Source organism: Caecibacter sp. AF58-12pH5A (genome assembly GCF_027681725.1).
In the GTDB taxonomy this organism is placed as follows: Bacteria; Bacillota; Negativicutes; order Veillonellales; family Megasphaeraceae; genus Megasphaera; species Megasphaera hominis.
Map to the genome: position 1 here is coordinate 1 of NZ_JAQDBC010000047.1, position 14,422 is coordinate 14,422.

Here is a 14,422-nt window from a genome sequence, read left to right on the forward strand (position 1 = left end):
ATGCAGCAATACGATGTTGCTTATTGAATCGATTTACACAAAACTCTTGACACACCCAGAATCCGTCGCATACTTTTGCTATAATTTTTAGATGGGGTGATAAATTTGTATTTTAGTTATGGTGAAAAAGAAATAGAATACTTGAAATCCCGGGATAAGAAGCTGGCATCGGCCATGGATAGAATCGGCCATGTGTATCGTGAGACAGACGTTGATTTATTTTCCTCTGTTGTGCACCATATCATCGGACAGCAGATTTCGACTGCGGCCCAGAAAACGATATGGAAACGACTTTCCGCAAAACTGAACAAAGTGGATGCAGCCGGTATTTTGTCTCTTAACAGGGATGAATTGCAGTCGGTTGGAATGACATATAAAAAGGCAGATTATATTTTGGATTTTGCTGGTAAAGTTCAGAATGGCTCCTTTAATATTGAAGCATTAGAGGAAATGACGGATGAACAGGTTATCAGGGAACTGTCTTCTCTAAAGGGAATCGGTGTCTGGACAGCAGAAATGATTATGACATTTTGTATGCAACGACCAGATGTGGTCAGCTACGGTGATCTGGCGATTATACGTGGGATGAGAATGTTGTATCGGCACAGAGAAATCGATAAAGAAAAATTTATTCGATACCGCAAAAGATATTCACCGTATGGAACGGTTGCAAGTCTGTATTTGTGGGCCATCGCTGGTGGTGCAATCCCGGAGTTGACTGATCCGGCACCAAAGAGGAAAAAATCATGACGGAAGAAGAAATGTGGCAGGCGGTTTTGCGTAACGATGCAGAATATGATGGAATTTTCTTTTATGCTGTAAAAACGACGGGCATTTACTGCAGACCTTCTTGCAAATCAAGACCTCCTAAAAGAGAAAATATTTGTTTCTTTGAAAACTCTGAGCAGGCAAGACAAGCGGGTTTTCGCCCATGTAAGAGATGTCGTAGTGATCTGATTGACTATCAGCCAATGAAGCAAATAGCGGAGCATGTAAAACGAAAAATAGAAACGCTATACCGTGAACAAGCAAAGCTGAGTGAAGAAGTGAATGGTTTTGGTGTAACAGAGCGCAGAATTGCGGATATTTTTAAGGATGAATACGGCATGACACCAAAGACTTATGCGGATAAGCTACGCTTAGATAAAGCGAAACAATTTTTGATAAAGACGGATATGAAGATAATTGATATTGCTTATTCAGTTGGTTTTGGAAGCCTGTCAGCATTTTATCGGTTCTTTGAAAAAGAAATGGGAATTACACCGTCTGAGTTTCGAAAAAGCCATCCTATTTAGAATTAGAACAGGAAAATCAAATGTAAGCAAAAGCATTGGATGAGGTGAAGCCGGCAAAAGAAGAAATGCAAGGATATTTTGCTTTAGCTTCTATGCTAAAACCCATGATGTCCGGCTTAAAAAAAATACTTAGGAGAACGTTTTGAAAGTATGAGATTATATGACTACATGGGTATGTAGTTCGGACGAAAAGAGGCAGACAATGACCTATAAATGGATATATAAAACCCCAGATGGATTTTCCAATATGATTATGAACAGTGATGGTGAATATCTCACCGGCTTGTGGTTCGAAGGATCAAAAGATGCCGCCAAACACGTGACAGATTGCGAAGAACGGCGCCTTTATGTTTTTGAGGATACCATAAAATGGTTAGACCTTTATTTTGCTGGAAAAATCCCGAACTTTATACCTGAGTACAAGCTTAATAATTTGACGGATTTCCGCAGAGAAGTTATACAATGTATGCTGGCAATACCCTATGGGGAAACAACGACATACGGAGAGATTGCGGCCACTATTGCCAAAAAGCATGGAATTGCGCAGATGTCATCAAGAGCTGTAGGCGGTGCAGTGGGCTGGAATCCAATTTGCATTATTATTCCTTGTCACAGAGTAGTCGGCAGTAATCATTCCCTAACCGGCTACGGCGGAGGCCTTTCTAATAAAATAGCACTCCTTAATCTTGAACGGAATGATATGAGCAAGTTTACTATTCCAAAGAAAGGCACTGCTTTATGAATAACTAAAAAGATGTAAAAACGTTGTTTAGAACGCAGGCGAAGAAATTAACTCCCTGCCATATGTCTAAAGCTGAGTATACTGATTATCTGAGTGAACTACTCACTATCTCAAACGACTGCAGCGTTAGGTGGTGAATAGTTCACCTCTGTGTATCCGAACAACCGTCGGGACGCACAAACTGTTATGACTAAAAGAGCATGATTATTCCCTTGGAGACAGGACCCAGGCAGTCCAAAAGTGGGACAGGAAGCTAATCATAAATATTATTAGTAAAGCGAGGATGTGATTGCCATGTATCATCTGCAGCTGGAAACCTTTATCAGCGTAGCAGAGGCAGGCAGCTTCAACAAAGCTGCCGAGGAATTGTATATCTCTGCGCCTGCCGTCATCAAGCAGATCAATGCGTTGGAATCCGAACTGGACCTCACCCTGTTCATCCGGACCCATAGAGGACTAGTGCTTACGGAAGCCGGAGAGTCCTTCTACAAAGATGCAAAGTATATGCTGCAATACTTCAAAGGCTCCGTGGCCCGTGCAAAAGAGGCGGCACAAAGCGGAGAAAACCTGATTCGCATTGGTACCTCGCTCATGACGCCGGGAACCTTTCTGGTAGATTTGTGGCCACGGATACACGCGTATCTGCCAGAGGCAAAGTTCAAACTGGTATCCTTTGAAAATACGCCGGAAAACGCAAAAGAAATTCAGAAAAACTTCGGCCAGGACATAGACCTTGTCGTAGGTGTATTTGACCAAGCCTACCTGGACGAACGTGCCTGCGCGGCAACGCTTCTGGCAAGGGAAACGATTAGAATCACCGTACCTATGCGGCATAGACTGGCTGAAAAAGAATCCCTCAAAATACACGATTTGTATGGGGAAAAACTGATGGTGATTCACAGCGGCTGGAATAGCAGCTTCGATTTGCTGCGCCACGACATACAAGACAGGTATCCACAAATTCAGCTTGAAACATTTCATTTCTACGGCGTGGATGCCTATAATCAGTGTGAAAACGAAAACTGCCTGATGCTGACCATCGATCCCTGGCAAGACATCCACCCCCTGATGCGCGTCTTGCCCGTAGAATGGGACTATACCATACCGTTTGGGATTCTCCATTCGCCAACGCCGTCAAAAATAGTCAGCCGGTTTTTAGACGCCGTCAGCCACGTTGTCAAAGAAACTGAGAAGTGCTAACTAAAAGTTACTAGTGCAAAAAGAAGCGATACTTCTGTGAGAGTATCGCTTCTTTTATAATATTGGCAGAACAAATAGCTGCTAAAAGAAAAACGGAGGCTGAATGTGATGCATAGTTTTGTTCATAATATCCCGGTCAAGGTACATTTTGGTCAGAATCAGCTTGGCCATTTGGGTGAAGAATTGAAGAAATACGGAACGCGTGTCCTCATGACATATGGCGGCGGGTCCATCAAGCAGAGCGGACTCTATGATACGATCGTGGCGGAAATCAAGCAGGCAGGATTAGAGCTGTTTGAACTATCCGGTATCGAACCGAATCCCCGCATTGATACCGTAAGAGCAGGTGCCAAAATCTGCAAGGAAAAGGAAATTGATGTACTCTTGGCTGTAGGCGGCGGTTCTACCCTGGATGCTACCAAGTGGATGGCCGCAGGCGCCTGCGTAGACCATGACCCGTGGGATTTCCTTGACCGCAGCAGGCTGGCTCCAGTAGAAAAAGCACTCCCCGTGCTGGACGTCCTGACGCTGGCTGCCACCGGATCGGAAATGGATGGCGGCGGTGTGATTACCAATCCGGAAACACACGAAAAACTGGGACGCATCGTATCACCGACACTGTTGCCAAAGGTATCCTTCCTGGATCCCAGCGTGACCTATACTGTCAGCAAATACCAGACCGCCTGTGGCTCAGCAGATATCCTGAGCCATGTCATGGAACAGTATTTCAATCTGGAAACGGACCTTTACATGCTGGACTGCATCATGGAAGGCCTGATAAAAACCGTCATCAAGTATGCGCCCATGGCGATGGCCCAGCCGGATAACTACGAAGCCAGAGCCAATCTGATGTGGGCCTCCTCCTGGGCCATAAACGGATTCATCACCGGCGGCAAGCAACAGGCCTGGAGCTGTCATCCCATGGAACACGAACTCTCCGCGTTCTACGATATTACCCACGGCCTGGGACTGGCAATCCTCACGCCACGCTGGATGGAATACTGTCTCGACGAAACGACCGTTTCCAAGTATGTACAATTCGGCGTAAACGTATTCGGCATCGATTCGTCCCTGGACCCGATGGAAATCGCCCGTCAGAGCATAAAAGCCGTTTCCACCTTCCTCTATGACACACTAGGGCTGAAACGCACCTTCACAGAAATCGGCATCGATCGGACCCATTTCCAAACCATGGCAAAAAAAGCCTGCAACAACGGAACACTCCCAGGCTTCAAGCCTCTAAAGCAAAGCGATATTGAAAAGATTTTTGAAATGTGCCTATAAAGCAGAGACGCGAAGACTCTCCACAAAAGGAAAGCCTTCGCTTTTTGGTGTCTATCCTACATACGATGCGGCAACAGAGGAAGCGGTAATGCGCAGCTCAAATGATTCTACGGTCTCGTTATCGTATAGGGAAAAGGACAAAGCAGAGTCTGATGCTTTTACCCCAAGGACCTCAATAGTTTCACTGACAGGATTAGGGCAGTCAGTTTCGTATTTGGTTGCCTCCTTGAAAATAAGCAGCAACTGAGTCAGCTCAGGAGCACCGTCTACATAGTCCGGCTGCATCCAGAAAGGAATTTCGAGAAGCATTTTGACTATGCAATTTTCGGAGTCAACGTCTAAATCAAGAATCGTCGCATCGTGTATGACGTAGTAGCGTGAAAATTCTGATAAGGTCATTTTTTCATCATCCTTTACCACTTACATTGATCAAATGTCTCTTCATCCAAGATCTCTCGGATGAAAATACTGATGGACATAACTTTCCCATTTTCCGGATCGTCTTCCAGCCAGTAGCCGTTTTGCGATTGATAGTCCTCATTCCAGTCATCATAAGCAAGCGAAGGGTCCAGAGCCTGTGCAGCCTCGATGGTCATTCCGGTTTTTACTCCATTCGGCAAGGTCCCTTGATACCCTTCCCAGAATACCAACTTGAATAGCTTATTGTTTTTGGCAAAAAAGATGCTTAGAATACCATCAATAACCAGCACGGTCCAGGGATTGGGGACTGTTTCGTATTCAGAGCCCCAGACTTCTTCGCGATAAATAACATCGTTCTCCTTCAAAACAGACTGGATTTCGTCAACTGTTTGGTATAACTTGATATTTTCTGTTCCCACATAAGGGATAATGTTGTCGTAGCCTATCATCTAAAATGCCTCCTGAACAATCATGCTGCCTTTTCTGTACCGTCCGTTCTATAAATAAATCTGATATAATTATTGAAGAGAGCACGTGGATTTATCCTTCCTGGTTTTGTCGTTATAACTAGAATGGAGCATCCCGTGCTCTTTTTCAATACCTTTTTTTCAATTTTTTTGTCTCAGCAATTCCCGTCCCACAAAAAAGTGATGAGTCAAATTTTACTGTCCGCAACAGTAAGGGAAAGGATATCTGCCGTCTGATCAGAAAATTCGTACTTTTCATCTAACTTTTTCCGTAATTCTTCGATAGCTTCACCCCAATCGTGGATAAACAAGTCCTTTTCGTGCTGAGACTTAAAGCCGACATACGAGAATTCATGCTCATTGTTAATGAAGAGGGAATTATATCAGGCTTGCAAATCATCAAACCTGAAGTCAAGTTCGGTGTCACTGCGTAACTCTTCAGGAAGCAGTGTATCTTCCACAAAACCTTCTTCGTCATACAGCCAAATAGGATAGCATCCATATTCTAGTTTAGCTACAACTTTTGTAATCATTTTTAGTTTCCTCCATTCTTTTTAGTCTTTTTAGGATTTGCACCAACGATATATCCGTTCGATCCGATGGTCACCGCAACTTGGTGAATTACACCATCATATTTAACTTCGTAAATAGGGCGGGTGGTAGATTTTCCTTGATAACCTACAATTGTACCTTTAGACACTGCAGTCATCACAAAATCAGCTATGGCTTCAGTCTCAATGCCAATGGTGTTAAATTGCGATCCGTGTTTATCGACAATATGTGCGAGACCACTGGGATTTCCAACGTTATTACCTTTTTCAAGCCATATGATTATACCTTCCTGCCACGCGCAACGGGATTGCTATGAACAGTGTATATGATACAATAAAAATACTCAATACAGGAAATCAGGTGTTTGAAATGACAAAAAACGAAACCAGCAAGTTTATTGCTTTGATTCTTCGCCATAAGCCGGAGACCATCGGCATTACGCTGGATGAGCATGGCTGGGCCAATGTGGATGAGCTGGTTGCAGGCATTGCCAAGCAGCAGGCCTTTGACCGGGATAGGCTGGAGGAGATCGTGCGCACAGATAGTAAGATGCGCTATTCCTTCAACGAGGACCACACGCTCATCCGGGCCAATCAAGGACATTCGATCCCCGTGGATGTGGAGCTGGAGGAGAAAACGCCTCCGGATATCCTGTGGCACGGCACTGGCGAAAAGTATGTATCCTCCATCCATGCGCAGGGCCTGATTCCGAAATCGAGGCTGTATGTCCATTTGTCCGCAGACTATGATACGGCCGTAAAAGTTGGCTCCCGCCACGGTAAACCCGTTGTTTACACCGTCGCTGCCGGAGACATGCAAAAAGCCGGCTATCAGTTCTACCAGTCCGTCAACGGCGTGTGGCTGACCAAACGCGTGCCTGCCCAGTTTTTGAAAAAAATAAAGTAACTGTGAGTTGCAACGAAATCCCACCCCACGTCGAATACTCCCTCACAGAAACAGGCCTGAAACTGATCCAATCATTAAGCGCCATCCGTGCTTGGACAAAGGAACAACAAGAAAAGAAATAACTTAGTCGCTTTTCTGTTTCTGACCGACCAAGATAGCGACTAAGATAGCATGCCTATATTGGGCAAATCTGGAAAGAACTGTCCTGGCTCTATGGAATGATAGAAATCGTGTAATTTTGCCACCGGTTATTGATTCACAACGTGAAAGGCCATATTTCCACATACCCACACTCGAGACCTGATCAGACAACGTACTGCATCAGGTCTCGTTTTGCTATCTGTCTCATTTGACATTTCCTTTCTCCAGAGATAAACTAACAGTGTTAGTTTATAAAAAAAGAGGTAGATAACGTATGGCACGAAAAGGTATTTCTGAGGCTGCAATTATGGAAGCAGCCTTGCAAGTCATCCGGGAAGAGGGGCCGGAGGGGCTGCGTTTGCGGACCTTGGCTGACCGGCTTCACGTAAAGGCGCCGTCCTTATATAATCATTACGCCGATTTACAGGAAATTTGGCTGGCTGTAGCGGCACAGGTACAAGGACTGCTGGCCGAGGAGATTGCAACCGCCGTGGATGGCCTGACAGGGGATGCAGCCTTAGCGGCTTTTGCCAAGGCACAGCTGCGATTTTCCCGACGCGAACCCCGGCTCTATCAGGTTCTCCTGCGGCTGCCATCCCTGGGGACGGACGCTGCCGATGCCTTGGGCGAACAAAGCGTAGCGCCTTTGCTACAGATCTTGGACCAATATCATCTTAGCCAAGCCGACCGGATTCACGTAGAGCGTATGATCCGCAGCTTCCTCCATGGTTTTTTCAGCCTGTCCCAGGCCGGTTACCTGGCCCATCGCCAATATACGACAGACGAGAGCTTTGCCGCTGCCTTAGACTATTTCTTGTGCCTGCTGCACGACCTGGAAAAAAGAGGGGAGGGGACCGGTCATGCTGCATACCAGGGATAAACTCATGATTCTGGTCATGATGATCGGCGGCTTTTGCGGCTCCCTGAGTCAGAATATGCTCACATCTGCCTTGCCGGCCATCATGGCTGATCTTCAGGTCAACGCCTTCATCGGCCAATGGCTGACGACGAGCTACATCCTCGTCCTGGGCATCATCACCGCCGTCAGCGCCTGGCTCTTTTTCCAATTTACCGTGCGGCAACTGGAAATCGGTTCCCTGATGTTATTTTTTGCCGGCTGCGTCGCTGCCTTTTTGGCACCGGATTTTTCCGTACTCCTCATTGCCCGCATCATCCAGGCCTGTGGTGCCGGAATCACGATTCCCTTGCTGCAGATTGTCCTTTTATATCTCTTTCCCAAGGAAATGCAGGGCCGGGCCATGGCACTGACAGGGATCATCGTCGGCTTTGCGCCAGCGCTGGGCCCTACGCTAGCCGGTGTATTGACAGATACTTTTGGCTGGCGGAGCATCTTTTTGTTCCTACTCGCCCTTTCCGGGAGCATGGTCGCCGCCGGCTTCTTTGCCATCCACAACGTCGGCAAACGGCATTCGTCGTCCCTGGACGCCATTTCCTTAGAACTCTATGCCGTCGGCTTTACGGCCTTCATGCTGGGCATTGGTCAGCTGGACGGTCAGGGGGGACTGGTCCGCTTTACAGCCTTGCTCCTCCTGGGGATTCTTGCCCTGGCTCTCTTTTGCATCCGTCAGACCCATCGGGAATCGCCGCTCCTCAAGATCGGCCTTTTGAAAATCCGCTCCGTTTCGGCAGGAACGCTGCTCCTCGGCCTTTCCTACATATTGATGATGTCCGGTACGGTCCTCGTGCCCCTTTACATCCAGACCATCGGCGGCCATTCAGCTACGTTGTCCGGCCTCATCCTCCTGCCAGGAGCGCTCCTGATCGCCTTTTTGAGCCCCCTCAGCGGGAAACTATCAGACAGTATAGGCGCCCGGCGCGTCTGCATCATAGGCATGGTGATATTGAGCCTGGGCTGCCTGGGCTTCGTCTTTTTCTCAGCCGTTACGTCTGCATGGCTCGTGACACTTTTCTACGCAGTCCGCAGCATAGGCCTGGCCTTTCTCATCACCTCCTGTACGACCTTGGCTGTCGAAGGTGTGACCCTGGAAGATAAGCCCCATGCATTTGCCATCTTGAATTCCCTGCGGCAAATGACGGGCGCCCTTTTTACAGCCGTCCTCGTCCAGATTTCCGTGACCGCCTCAACCAGCAGTACACTGGATATGCAAGGCATGCACGTCACGTTCTGTGCCATGACCGCCATTGCAGCCCTAGGCATCATCCTGGCCCTCGTGACACCACCCAGGCACCTGGAAATAAAGTAAAGAAATTGATATACCCTGCACGCAAAGAAAAAGCTATGCTGGCAGCTGTGTGCAGCCCGTTTCTTAGATTGGTCTTTCAGGTGCAGGAAGGGGACAAGAATAGCAGCATCCATCAGAGACAACAAAAAAGGTTCTATAATAAAAGTTGGGGACTCGTGGACAATCTCTTCCACGAGTCCCCATTTTTGATATAAAATGGACATAGCCATTTTACTTCAATTCAACCACCACGAAGAACCGAAAGGAGAAACAGATATGTCCACGTATTATTTTATTGAAAAAGACTTAAATTGGGAAGGATTCTATCAAATCGGTTGAAAAAGTAGACGGCGTGTTGCATGTATACGCTGAATTTAAACCTGCTTCTGTTGCCTGCCTGTTCTGCCACCATAAAAAAGTATACAGCAAGGGATATTATGATCAAAACGTGCTGGTAGGGGAGTGGAATGCTGCCGCGGTTGTTGCTCATATCCACAAAAGACGCTATCAATGTCCCCATTGCCAGAGAGGCACATATTTCTGTTTCTACTGTGATTCGCTGGTTTGATCAAGTTCCACTCACCTTTCAGCCTGCGACGCTGCCAGAAGTGCTCTCTATCGACGAGTTCCGGGGAAATACATGGGGACAGCGGTATCAGGTAGCCATCAATAATCCGAAAACACATGAAGTGCTGGACATTATCTCTAAAAAAGATACGACAGTATTAACACAGTACTTTATGAAGTTTTCCCGAAAGGTCCGAAATAAGGTACGCTTTGTAGTGATGGATCTCTGTCCCCAGTTTCGCAAGGTTGTCAGAGACGTATTTCCGAATGCCCAGATTATTGGCGATCGCTTTCATATTCTGCGGCTTGTTATCTGGGCCATGGAGCGCGTTCGCAAGGAGATTCAGACCGAGTTAAAGAAAAAGAGGATCCCATTAAAGCGTAACAAACACCTGTTAAACAAGCGCGGCATGAAACTGACCCAAGAGGAAGCCCTGCGATTACGCGATATATTAAAAGAATCTTCAGAGTTGCAACGTGCTTACGGATTAAAGGAAAGCTTTCTTAAAGTATTGGCCATGGAAGAGCCGGAATCCGTCAGGGAATTCCTGTCAAAGTGGCTCGAACTGGTGAAAGACAGTGGCGTGAAAAGCTTTAACTCGGTAGTAGATACCTTTACAAAATGGCGCTCAGAAATTATAGCTGGGCTTTCAAGCCCGTATTCAAACGGCTTCACAGAAGGAATGAATAACAAGATAAAGGTACTGAAGCGAGTCGGCTTCGGGTTTGTAAATTTCAAACGTTTCCGAAAAAGGATCCTATTTTTGCAGTTCATGCGACCAAAAAAATAGGACGCAAGAAATGCTTGCGTCCTACAGTGGTGGATGTTTTACTGGGTTTCCCCAACTTTTGACAAAGAGCCACTTTTTTACTGAGTGAAGAAGACATGAAGAAAATTGCAACACGTGACCTGGGACACCCGCAAATGCTGGACACGAGGAAACCCAGTGAAGTCAAACGGGTATATGATTTCCTGAATAATCCGGTAATCACGTCGTTATGACCGTTGGAGAAGAATTAGTGATATGTCTTTGTCCGATCCTTTCGGAAATGAAGTGAGAGAAATGACAAAAAACGAAACCAGCAAGTTTATTGCCTTGATTCTTCGCCATAAGCCGGAGACCATCGGCATTACGCTGGATGAGCATGGCTGGGCCAATGTGGATGAGCTGGTTGCAGGCATTGCCAAGCAGCAGGCCTTTGACCGGGATAGGCTGGAGGAGATCGTGCGCACAGATAGTAAGATGCGCTATTCCTTCAACGAGGACCACACGCTCATCCGCGCTAATCAAGGGCATTCCATTCCCGTGGATGTGGAGCTGGAGGAGAAAATGCCTCCGGATATCCTGTGGCACGGCACTGGCAAAAAGTATGTATCCTCCATCGATGCGCAGGGTCTGATTCCGAAATCGAGTCTGTATGTCCATTTGTCCGCCGACTATGATACGGCCGTAAAAGTCGGCTCCCGCCACGGTAAACCCGTTGTTTACACCGTCGCTGCCGGAGACATGCAAAAAGCCGGCTATCAGTTCTACCAGTCCGTCAACGGCGTGTGGCTGACCAAACGCGTACCTGCCCAATTTTTGAAAAAAATAAAGTAACTGTGAGCTGCAACGAAATCCCGCCCCACGTCGAATACTCCCTCACAGAAACAGGCCTGAAACTGGTTCATCCCTAAGTGCCATCCGCGAATGGACAAAGGAACAACAAGAAAAAAGCTAATAGGCAGGCTTTTCCTGAGGCGATCGATAGAAACCGAAAGCAACAAAACACAACGGCGTAATGCGCATATTCGCACGTTACGCTGTTGTTAAGGCTGGACTATAATTGACCTAGATGGCCGGGAAAAAATGACCCACCTCATACCAAAATGGATTACCATAATAATAAGCGAACAAACTTGTTAGGAGGTAGTCCAAAATGATAGGAAGTGGGCTTATTATGATAATACGTGATAGTGCAAGCAAAGGCAAGGGCGCATATGCCATCGGCAAAGAGCAGCATATTTCCAAGAACACGGCCAAGAAGTATATGCAGACAAATGCTCTGCCAAAACCGACTCATAAGAGAGGTTCCATCCTGGATTCCTTCAAGCCACAAGTTAACCAGATGATGCACGATGGTATATTCAACTGTGTCGTCATCCTGGAGACCTTGCAGCAGATGGGCTACTCCGGTGGGAAAACCAGCATCAAGGATTATGTACATGCTTTTCGTCCCCCAAAGACCATCCCGGCTGTGCCACGCTATGAAACCGAGCCCGGCAGACAGGCGCAGATGGACTGGGGAATCTGCCAATATTTGGGCACAGATGGTGAGTTACACAAAGTTCCGGCTTTCGTCATGACACTGGGCTACTCCCAGCTCCGATACGTGGAATTCACAAAACGCTGTGACCTCAAAAGCCTGGAACGCTGCATCCTGAACGCTTTTGAATATTTCGGCGGAGTCCCTGATGTCGTACTGACGGACAACATGAAGACGGTTGTCCTGAAGCACGAGGCCGGGAAGACAATCTTCCTCCCAGCCTTCGAAAGTTTCTGCGCTGATATGGGCTTCAATCCTTCCACCTGCAGGGTACGTCGGCCTCAGACAAAAGGGAAGGTGGAACGGTCTGTCCGGTATCTGAAAGAGAATTTCCTGCCGGGAAGACGCTTCACCGACCTGTACGATCTGAACCGCCAGGCCCTTCAATGGTGCCAGCACGTGAACGGCAAGAAGCATGGGACAACGGGGAAAATTCCGCTGCAGGAATTGGCTGCCGAACAGCTGAACCCGCTTCCGGCCCAGTAGCTGTGCAACCGTTACCGCTGGGAAGACCGGCGGATCTCCAAAGATGGATTCGTCAGTTTCGATGGCCATCTCTATAGTGTAGATTGGCACTACAGCGGCAGGAAAGCCCAGGTCCGGCTGTACCAGAACCATGTGCAGGTATTCGTAGACAACCTTCCTGTGGCAGATATCCCGCTCTCTGAAGTGAAGGAGTATTATGTCCCGCAGCAGGCAGAATTGCTGTTTCAGATTGTCTGCGCCCGCTATGAGCGGGGCACCATAATGATGACCAGTAACAAGTATTTCAGTGACTGGGGTGAACTCATGAGTGATTCAGTGATTGCAACGGCTATCCTGGACCAATTGCTGTACCCTGCTCATGTGATAAATAGTAGAGGTGAGAGCTACCGTTTGAAAGATCGTCTGCGTGCAGGCTTGAACCCGGCCGTTCCCCAGCCCGGCCTTGGGAAAACCGGCCTTAAGGACTTCCTGCCCTAAGGCTGGAGAAGCAGTGAATTTACCGTTTTATTGGGTCACTTTTAACCGGCCAAATGGGTCAAATTGAACCCGGCCTTGACAACTTAATAAAAAGATGAAAAATTTGACAAAAAATAAGCCATCCATGGCTTAATAAGTGGATTTTTGATTACATAGTTAATGAGGAAGTGTCAAACTCCCGAGCCTATTTTTTTCGTACATCCTTGTTGATAATAAAATATGTATACAAAATAATTTCGTTATGATATAATATTAAAAAGCGAACGTATGTTGTAAAAACAAAAATAAGTACGAAGTACAGTCATACGGAAAATTTGTAGACCTCTCGCACTACATATTGAATGAGGCTCAGAAACATTCGATACTTTGAAATGAGGAAAAAATAAGAGATTAGTATGGGGGTTCGCGGAAACAGGTTAAGGAAATGGTTGATAACCCCGTCTGATTGGAGGCAGTCGCATCCCTTGCGGGTGCGTGGATTGAAATAGTATTTGAATACTTACTGGAACCAGTAGAACTGGTTGCGCCCAACACGGGTGTGTGGATTGCAAATGCAAAACGGAGCTATCTCCTAACGAAAGGGATAGCTCCGTTTTGCTATTCTATCGTATTTGGTGTTAGTTCAATTTTTGTGGCCTCTTTTGGGAGTGTAAAATATTTTGTGTAAGTAATCTCTTGTACAAATTTATTGTATGCCCATACTGGGGTAAATACATTCAAGGGTGGTAATTCATGAAAGGAAACAAGGATACTTCTAAAACCCCGGGTCAACAGATTGCAGAGCTTATACTTGAGAACTACGAGATGAATGATGCACAGGATGTTCAGGACGCTGTAAAGCAGGTATTTGCGCCTATCTTTGAGGCGATGCTCAATGGTGAGCTGGATTCACACCTCGGCCGCAAGTGAAATGATAAACTGAAGTTGTAACACCAGTGACTGATAAACTATAATAACATAGGAGGTTATTTATCATGCCACAACGTTACGATGAAATGTTTAAAAAGCAGATTGTTCGCCTTCGGATTGAAGAAGGCCAATCCATGAAAAGCATCATGGAAGAATATGGAATATCCAAATCCAGTATTATCAAATGGTGCAAGGAATTTCGCGAAGAATGCCAAAACAACTTTAGCGTACGCGTCCAGAAATCTGCTTTCGAGGCACTCTTAGGACGTAAAAAATATACAAGACTCATAGAAGAAAGCCAGCGCATTATTGATCCTAGTACAGATTCCTTGCGCATCTACATCTTAGACTCGATCATTAATGTCTATACGTGGGGACTGGGAGAACGAAAAGAAGAGGATTGTGTTATATAATGGGCCTGTGAATTCAGACCAGTACTGAAAATTTTAAGAGTGCATGATATAG

General features: G+C 46.5%; 19 protein-coding genes. 15 read left to right on the top strand and 4 right to left on the bottom strand.

The window, feature by feature from the left end; genetic code table 11:
* Nucleotides 1-105: 105 nt before the first annotated feature.
* From PGX44_RS12785 to PGX44_RS12805, 5 genes are all read left to right on the top strand, one after another.
* The gene (locus tag PGX44_RS12785) at nucleotides 106-750 is read left to right on the top strand and encodes a DNA-3-methyladenine glycosylase family protein (RefSeq protein WP_498855670.1); all 645 of its coding nucleotides are present in this window, start codon (nucleotides 106-108) and stop codon (nucleotides 748-750) included.
* Entirely contained in the window at nucleotides 747-1,295 is a 549-nt protein-coding gene (locus tag PGX44_RS12790) for a bifunctional transcriptional activator/DNA repair enzyme AdaA (RefSeq protein ID WP_186501758.1), read from the top strand. Before PGX44_RS12785 ends, PGX44_RS12790 begins: the two co-directional genes overlap by 4 nt.
* A gap of 202 nt (nucleotides 1,296-1,497) precedes the next feature.
* The gene (locus tag PGX44_RS12795) at nucleotides 1,498-2,037 is read left to right on the top strand and encodes a methylated-DNA--[protein]-cysteine S-methyltransferase (protein ID WP_498855671.1); all 540 of its coding nucleotides are present in this window, start codon (nucleotides 1,498-1,500) and stop codon (nucleotides 2,035-2,037) included.
* A 294-nt stretch (nucleotides 2,038-2,331) separates the two neighbouring features.
* Nucleotides 2,332-3,237: a LysR family transcriptional regulator gene (locus tag PGX44_RS12800; RefSeq protein ID WP_498855672.1), complete on the top strand. Its 906-nt coding sequence runs from the start codon at nucleotides 2,332-2,334 to the stop codon at nucleotides 3,235-3,237.
* Between the two features lie 108 nt (nucleotides 3,238-3,345).
* Nucleotides 3,346-4,521, top strand: coding sequence for an iron-containing alcohol dehydrogenase (locus PGX44_RS12805; protein ID WP_498855686.1), 1,176 nt, complete (start codon nucleotides 3,346-3,348; stop codon nucleotides 4,519-4,521).
* Nucleotides 4,522-4,572: 51 nt separating this feature from the next.
* On the opposite strand, the gene PGX44_RS12810 is transcribed toward PGX44_RS12805, so the two are convergent.
* From PGX44_RS12810 to PGX44_RS12825, 4 genes are all read right to left on the bottom strand, one after another.
* Nucleotides 4,573-4,920 (bottom strand): hypothetical protein, encoded by a 348-nt coding sequence (locus PGX44_RS12810; protein ID WP_498855673.1) that lies wholly within the window; start codon nucleotides 4,918-4,920, stop codon nucleotides 4,573-4,575.
* A 14-nt stretch (nucleotides 4,921-4,934) separates the two neighbouring features.
* Nucleotides 4,935-5,390, bottom strand: a complete 456-nt coding sequence (locus PGX44_RS12815; protein ID WP_498855674.1) for a hypothetical protein — start codon at nucleotides 5,388-5,390, stop codon at nucleotides 4,935-4,937.
* A 401-nt stretch (nucleotides 5,391-5,791) separates the two neighbouring features.
* Entirely contained in the window at nucleotides 5,792-5,941 is a 150-nt protein-coding gene (locus PGX44_RS12820) for a hypothetical protein (RefSeq protein WP_498855675.1), read from the bottom strand.
* Nucleotides 5,942-5,943: 2 nt separating this feature from the next.
* Nucleotides 5,944-6,120 (bottom strand): hypothetical protein, encoded by a 177-nt coding sequence (locus PGX44_RS12825; RefSeq protein WP_498855676.1) that lies wholly within the window; start codon nucleotides 6,118-6,120, stop codon nucleotides 5,944-5,946.
* Between the two features lie 209 nt (nucleotides 6,121-6,329).
* Between PGX44_RS12825 and PGX44_RS12830 the strand changes: the two genes are divergently transcribed.
* The 10 genes from PGX44_RS12830 (at nucleotide 6,330) to cas2 (ending at nucleotide 14,370) form a co-directional block, all read left to right on the top strand.
* Entirely contained in the window at nucleotides 6,330-6,866 is a 537-nt protein-coding gene (locus tag PGX44_RS12830; protein WP_498855677.1) for an RNA 2'-phosphotransferase, read from the top strand.
* A gap of 2 nt (nucleotides 6,867-6,868) precedes the next feature.
* On the top strand, nucleotides 6,869-6,988 hold the full coding sequence (locus PGX44_RS12835; protein WP_498855678.1) for a winged helix-turn-helix transcriptional regulator: 120 nt from the start codon (nucleotides 6,869-6,871) through the stop codon (nucleotides 6,986-6,988).
* 293 nt (nucleotides 6,989-7,281) lie between these two features.
* Nucleotides 7,282-7,887, top strand: a complete 606-nt coding sequence (locus PGX44_RS12840; protein ID WP_498855679.1) for a TetR/AcrR family transcriptional regulator — start codon at nucleotides 7,282-7,284, stop codon at nucleotides 7,885-7,887.
* The gene (locus PGX44_RS12845; RefSeq protein WP_498855680.1) at nucleotides 7,868-9,232 is read left to right on the top strand and encodes an MFS transporter; all 1,365 of its coding nucleotides are present in this window, start codon (nucleotides 7,868-7,870) and stop codon (nucleotides 9,230-9,232) included. Before PGX44_RS12840 ends, PGX44_RS12845 begins: the two co-directional genes overlap by 20 nt.
* Before the next feature lie 446 nt (nucleotides 9,233-9,678).
* A complete protein-coding gene (locus PGX44_RS12850) occupies nucleotides 9,679-10,569 on the top strand; it encodes an ISL3 family transposase (protein WP_498855681.1) in 891 nt (296 codons plus the stop codon).
* A gap of 273 nt (nucleotides 10,570-10,842) precedes the next feature.
* Nucleotides 10,843-11,379, top strand: a complete 537-nt coding sequence (locus PGX44_RS12855) for an RNA 2'-phosphotransferase (protein WP_498855682.1) — start codon at nucleotides 10,843-10,845, stop codon at nucleotides 11,377-11,379.
* Nucleotides 11,380-11,719: 340 nt separating this feature from the next.
* A complete protein-coding gene (gene istA, locus PGX44_RS12860; protein WP_498855683.1) occupies nucleotides 11,720-12,571 on the top strand; it encodes an IS21 family transposase in 852 nt (283 codons plus the stop codon).
* Nucleotides 12,572-13,048 carry an ATP-binding protein gene (locus tag PGX44_RS12865; RefSeq protein WP_498855687.1) on the top strand — a complete coding sequence of 159 codons (477 nt, stop codon included), beginning with the start codon at nucleotides 12,572-12,574 and terminating at the stop codon, nucleotides 13,046-13,048.
* Nucleotides 13,049-13,780: 732 nt separating this feature from the next.
* Nucleotides 13,781-13,957 (top strand): hypothetical protein, encoded by a 177-nt coding sequence (locus PGX44_RS12870; protein ID WP_498855684.1) that lies wholly within the window; start codon nucleotides 13,781-13,783, stop codon nucleotides 13,955-13,957.
* 65 nt (nucleotides 13,958-14,022) lie between these two features.
* On the top strand, nucleotides 14,023-14,370 hold the full coding sequence (cas2, locus tag PGX44_RS12875; protein WP_498855685.1) for a CRISPR-associated endonuclease Cas2: 348 nt from the start codon (nucleotides 14,023-14,025) through the stop codon (nucleotides 14,368-14,370).
* Nucleotides 14,371-14,422: the final 52 nt, after the last annotated feature.

Excerpts from the sequence above, each read along its gene's own strand:
- PGX44_RS12790 (WP_186501758.1), top strand. The coding sequence starts at position 747 with ATGACGGAAGAAGAAATGTGGCAGGCGGTTTTGCGTAACGATGCAGAA.
- PGX44_RS12795 (WP_498855671.1), top strand. The coding sequence starts at position 1,498 with ATGACCTATAAATGGATATATAAAACCCCAGATGGATTTTCCAATATG.
- PGX44_RS12800 (WP_498855672.1), top strand. The coding sequence starts at position 2,332 with ATGTATCATCTGCAGCTGGAAACCTTTATCAGCGTAGCAGAGGCAGGC.
- PGX44_RS12805 (WP_498855686.1), top strand. The coding sequence starts at position 3,346 with ATGCATAGTTTTGTTCATAATATCCCGGTCAAGGTACATTTTGGTCAG.
- PGX44_RS12810 (WP_498855673.1), bottom strand. The coding sequence starts at position 4,920 with ATGACCTTATCAGAATTTTCACGCTACTACGTCATACACGATGCGACG.
- PGX44_RS12815 (WP_498855674.1), bottom strand. The coding sequence starts at position 5,390 with ATGATAGGCTACGACAACATTATCCCTTATGTGGGAACAGAAAATATC.
- PGX44_RS12820 (WP_498855675.1), bottom strand. The coding sequence starts at position 5,941 with ATGATTACAAAAGTTGTAGCTAAACTAGAATATGGATGCTATCCTATT.
- PGX44_RS12830 (WP_498855677.1), top strand. The coding sequence starts at position 6,330 with ATGACAAAAAACGAAACCAGCAAGTTTATTGCTTTGATTCTTCGCCAT.
- PGX44_RS12840 (WP_498855679.1), top strand. The coding sequence starts at position 7,282 with ATGGCACGAAAAGGTATTTCTGAGGCTGCAATTATGGAAGCAGCCTTG.
- PGX44_RS12845 (WP_498855680.1), top strand. The coding sequence starts at position 7,868 with ATGCTGCATACCAGGGATAAACTCATGATTCTGGTCATGATGATCGGC.
- PGX44_RS12850 (WP_498855681.1), top strand. The coding sequence starts at position 9,679 with ATGCTGCCGCGGTTGTTGCTCATATCCACAAAAGACGCTATCAATGTC.
- PGX44_RS12855 (WP_498855682.1), top strand. The coding sequence starts at position 10,843 with ATGACAAAAAACGAAACCAGCAAGTTTATTGCCTTGATTCTTCGCCAT.
- istA (WP_498855683.1), top strand. The coding sequence starts at position 11,720 with ATGATAATACGTGATAGTGCAAGCAAAGGCAAGGGCGCATATGCCATC.
- PGX44_RS12870 (WP_498855684.1), top strand. The coding sequence starts at position 13,781 with ATGAAAGGAAACAAGGATACTTCTAAAACCCCGGGTCAACAGATTGCA.
- cas2 (WP_498855685.1), top strand. The coding sequence starts at position 14,023 with ATGCCACAACGTTACGATGAAATGTTTAAAAAGCAGATTGTTCGCCTT.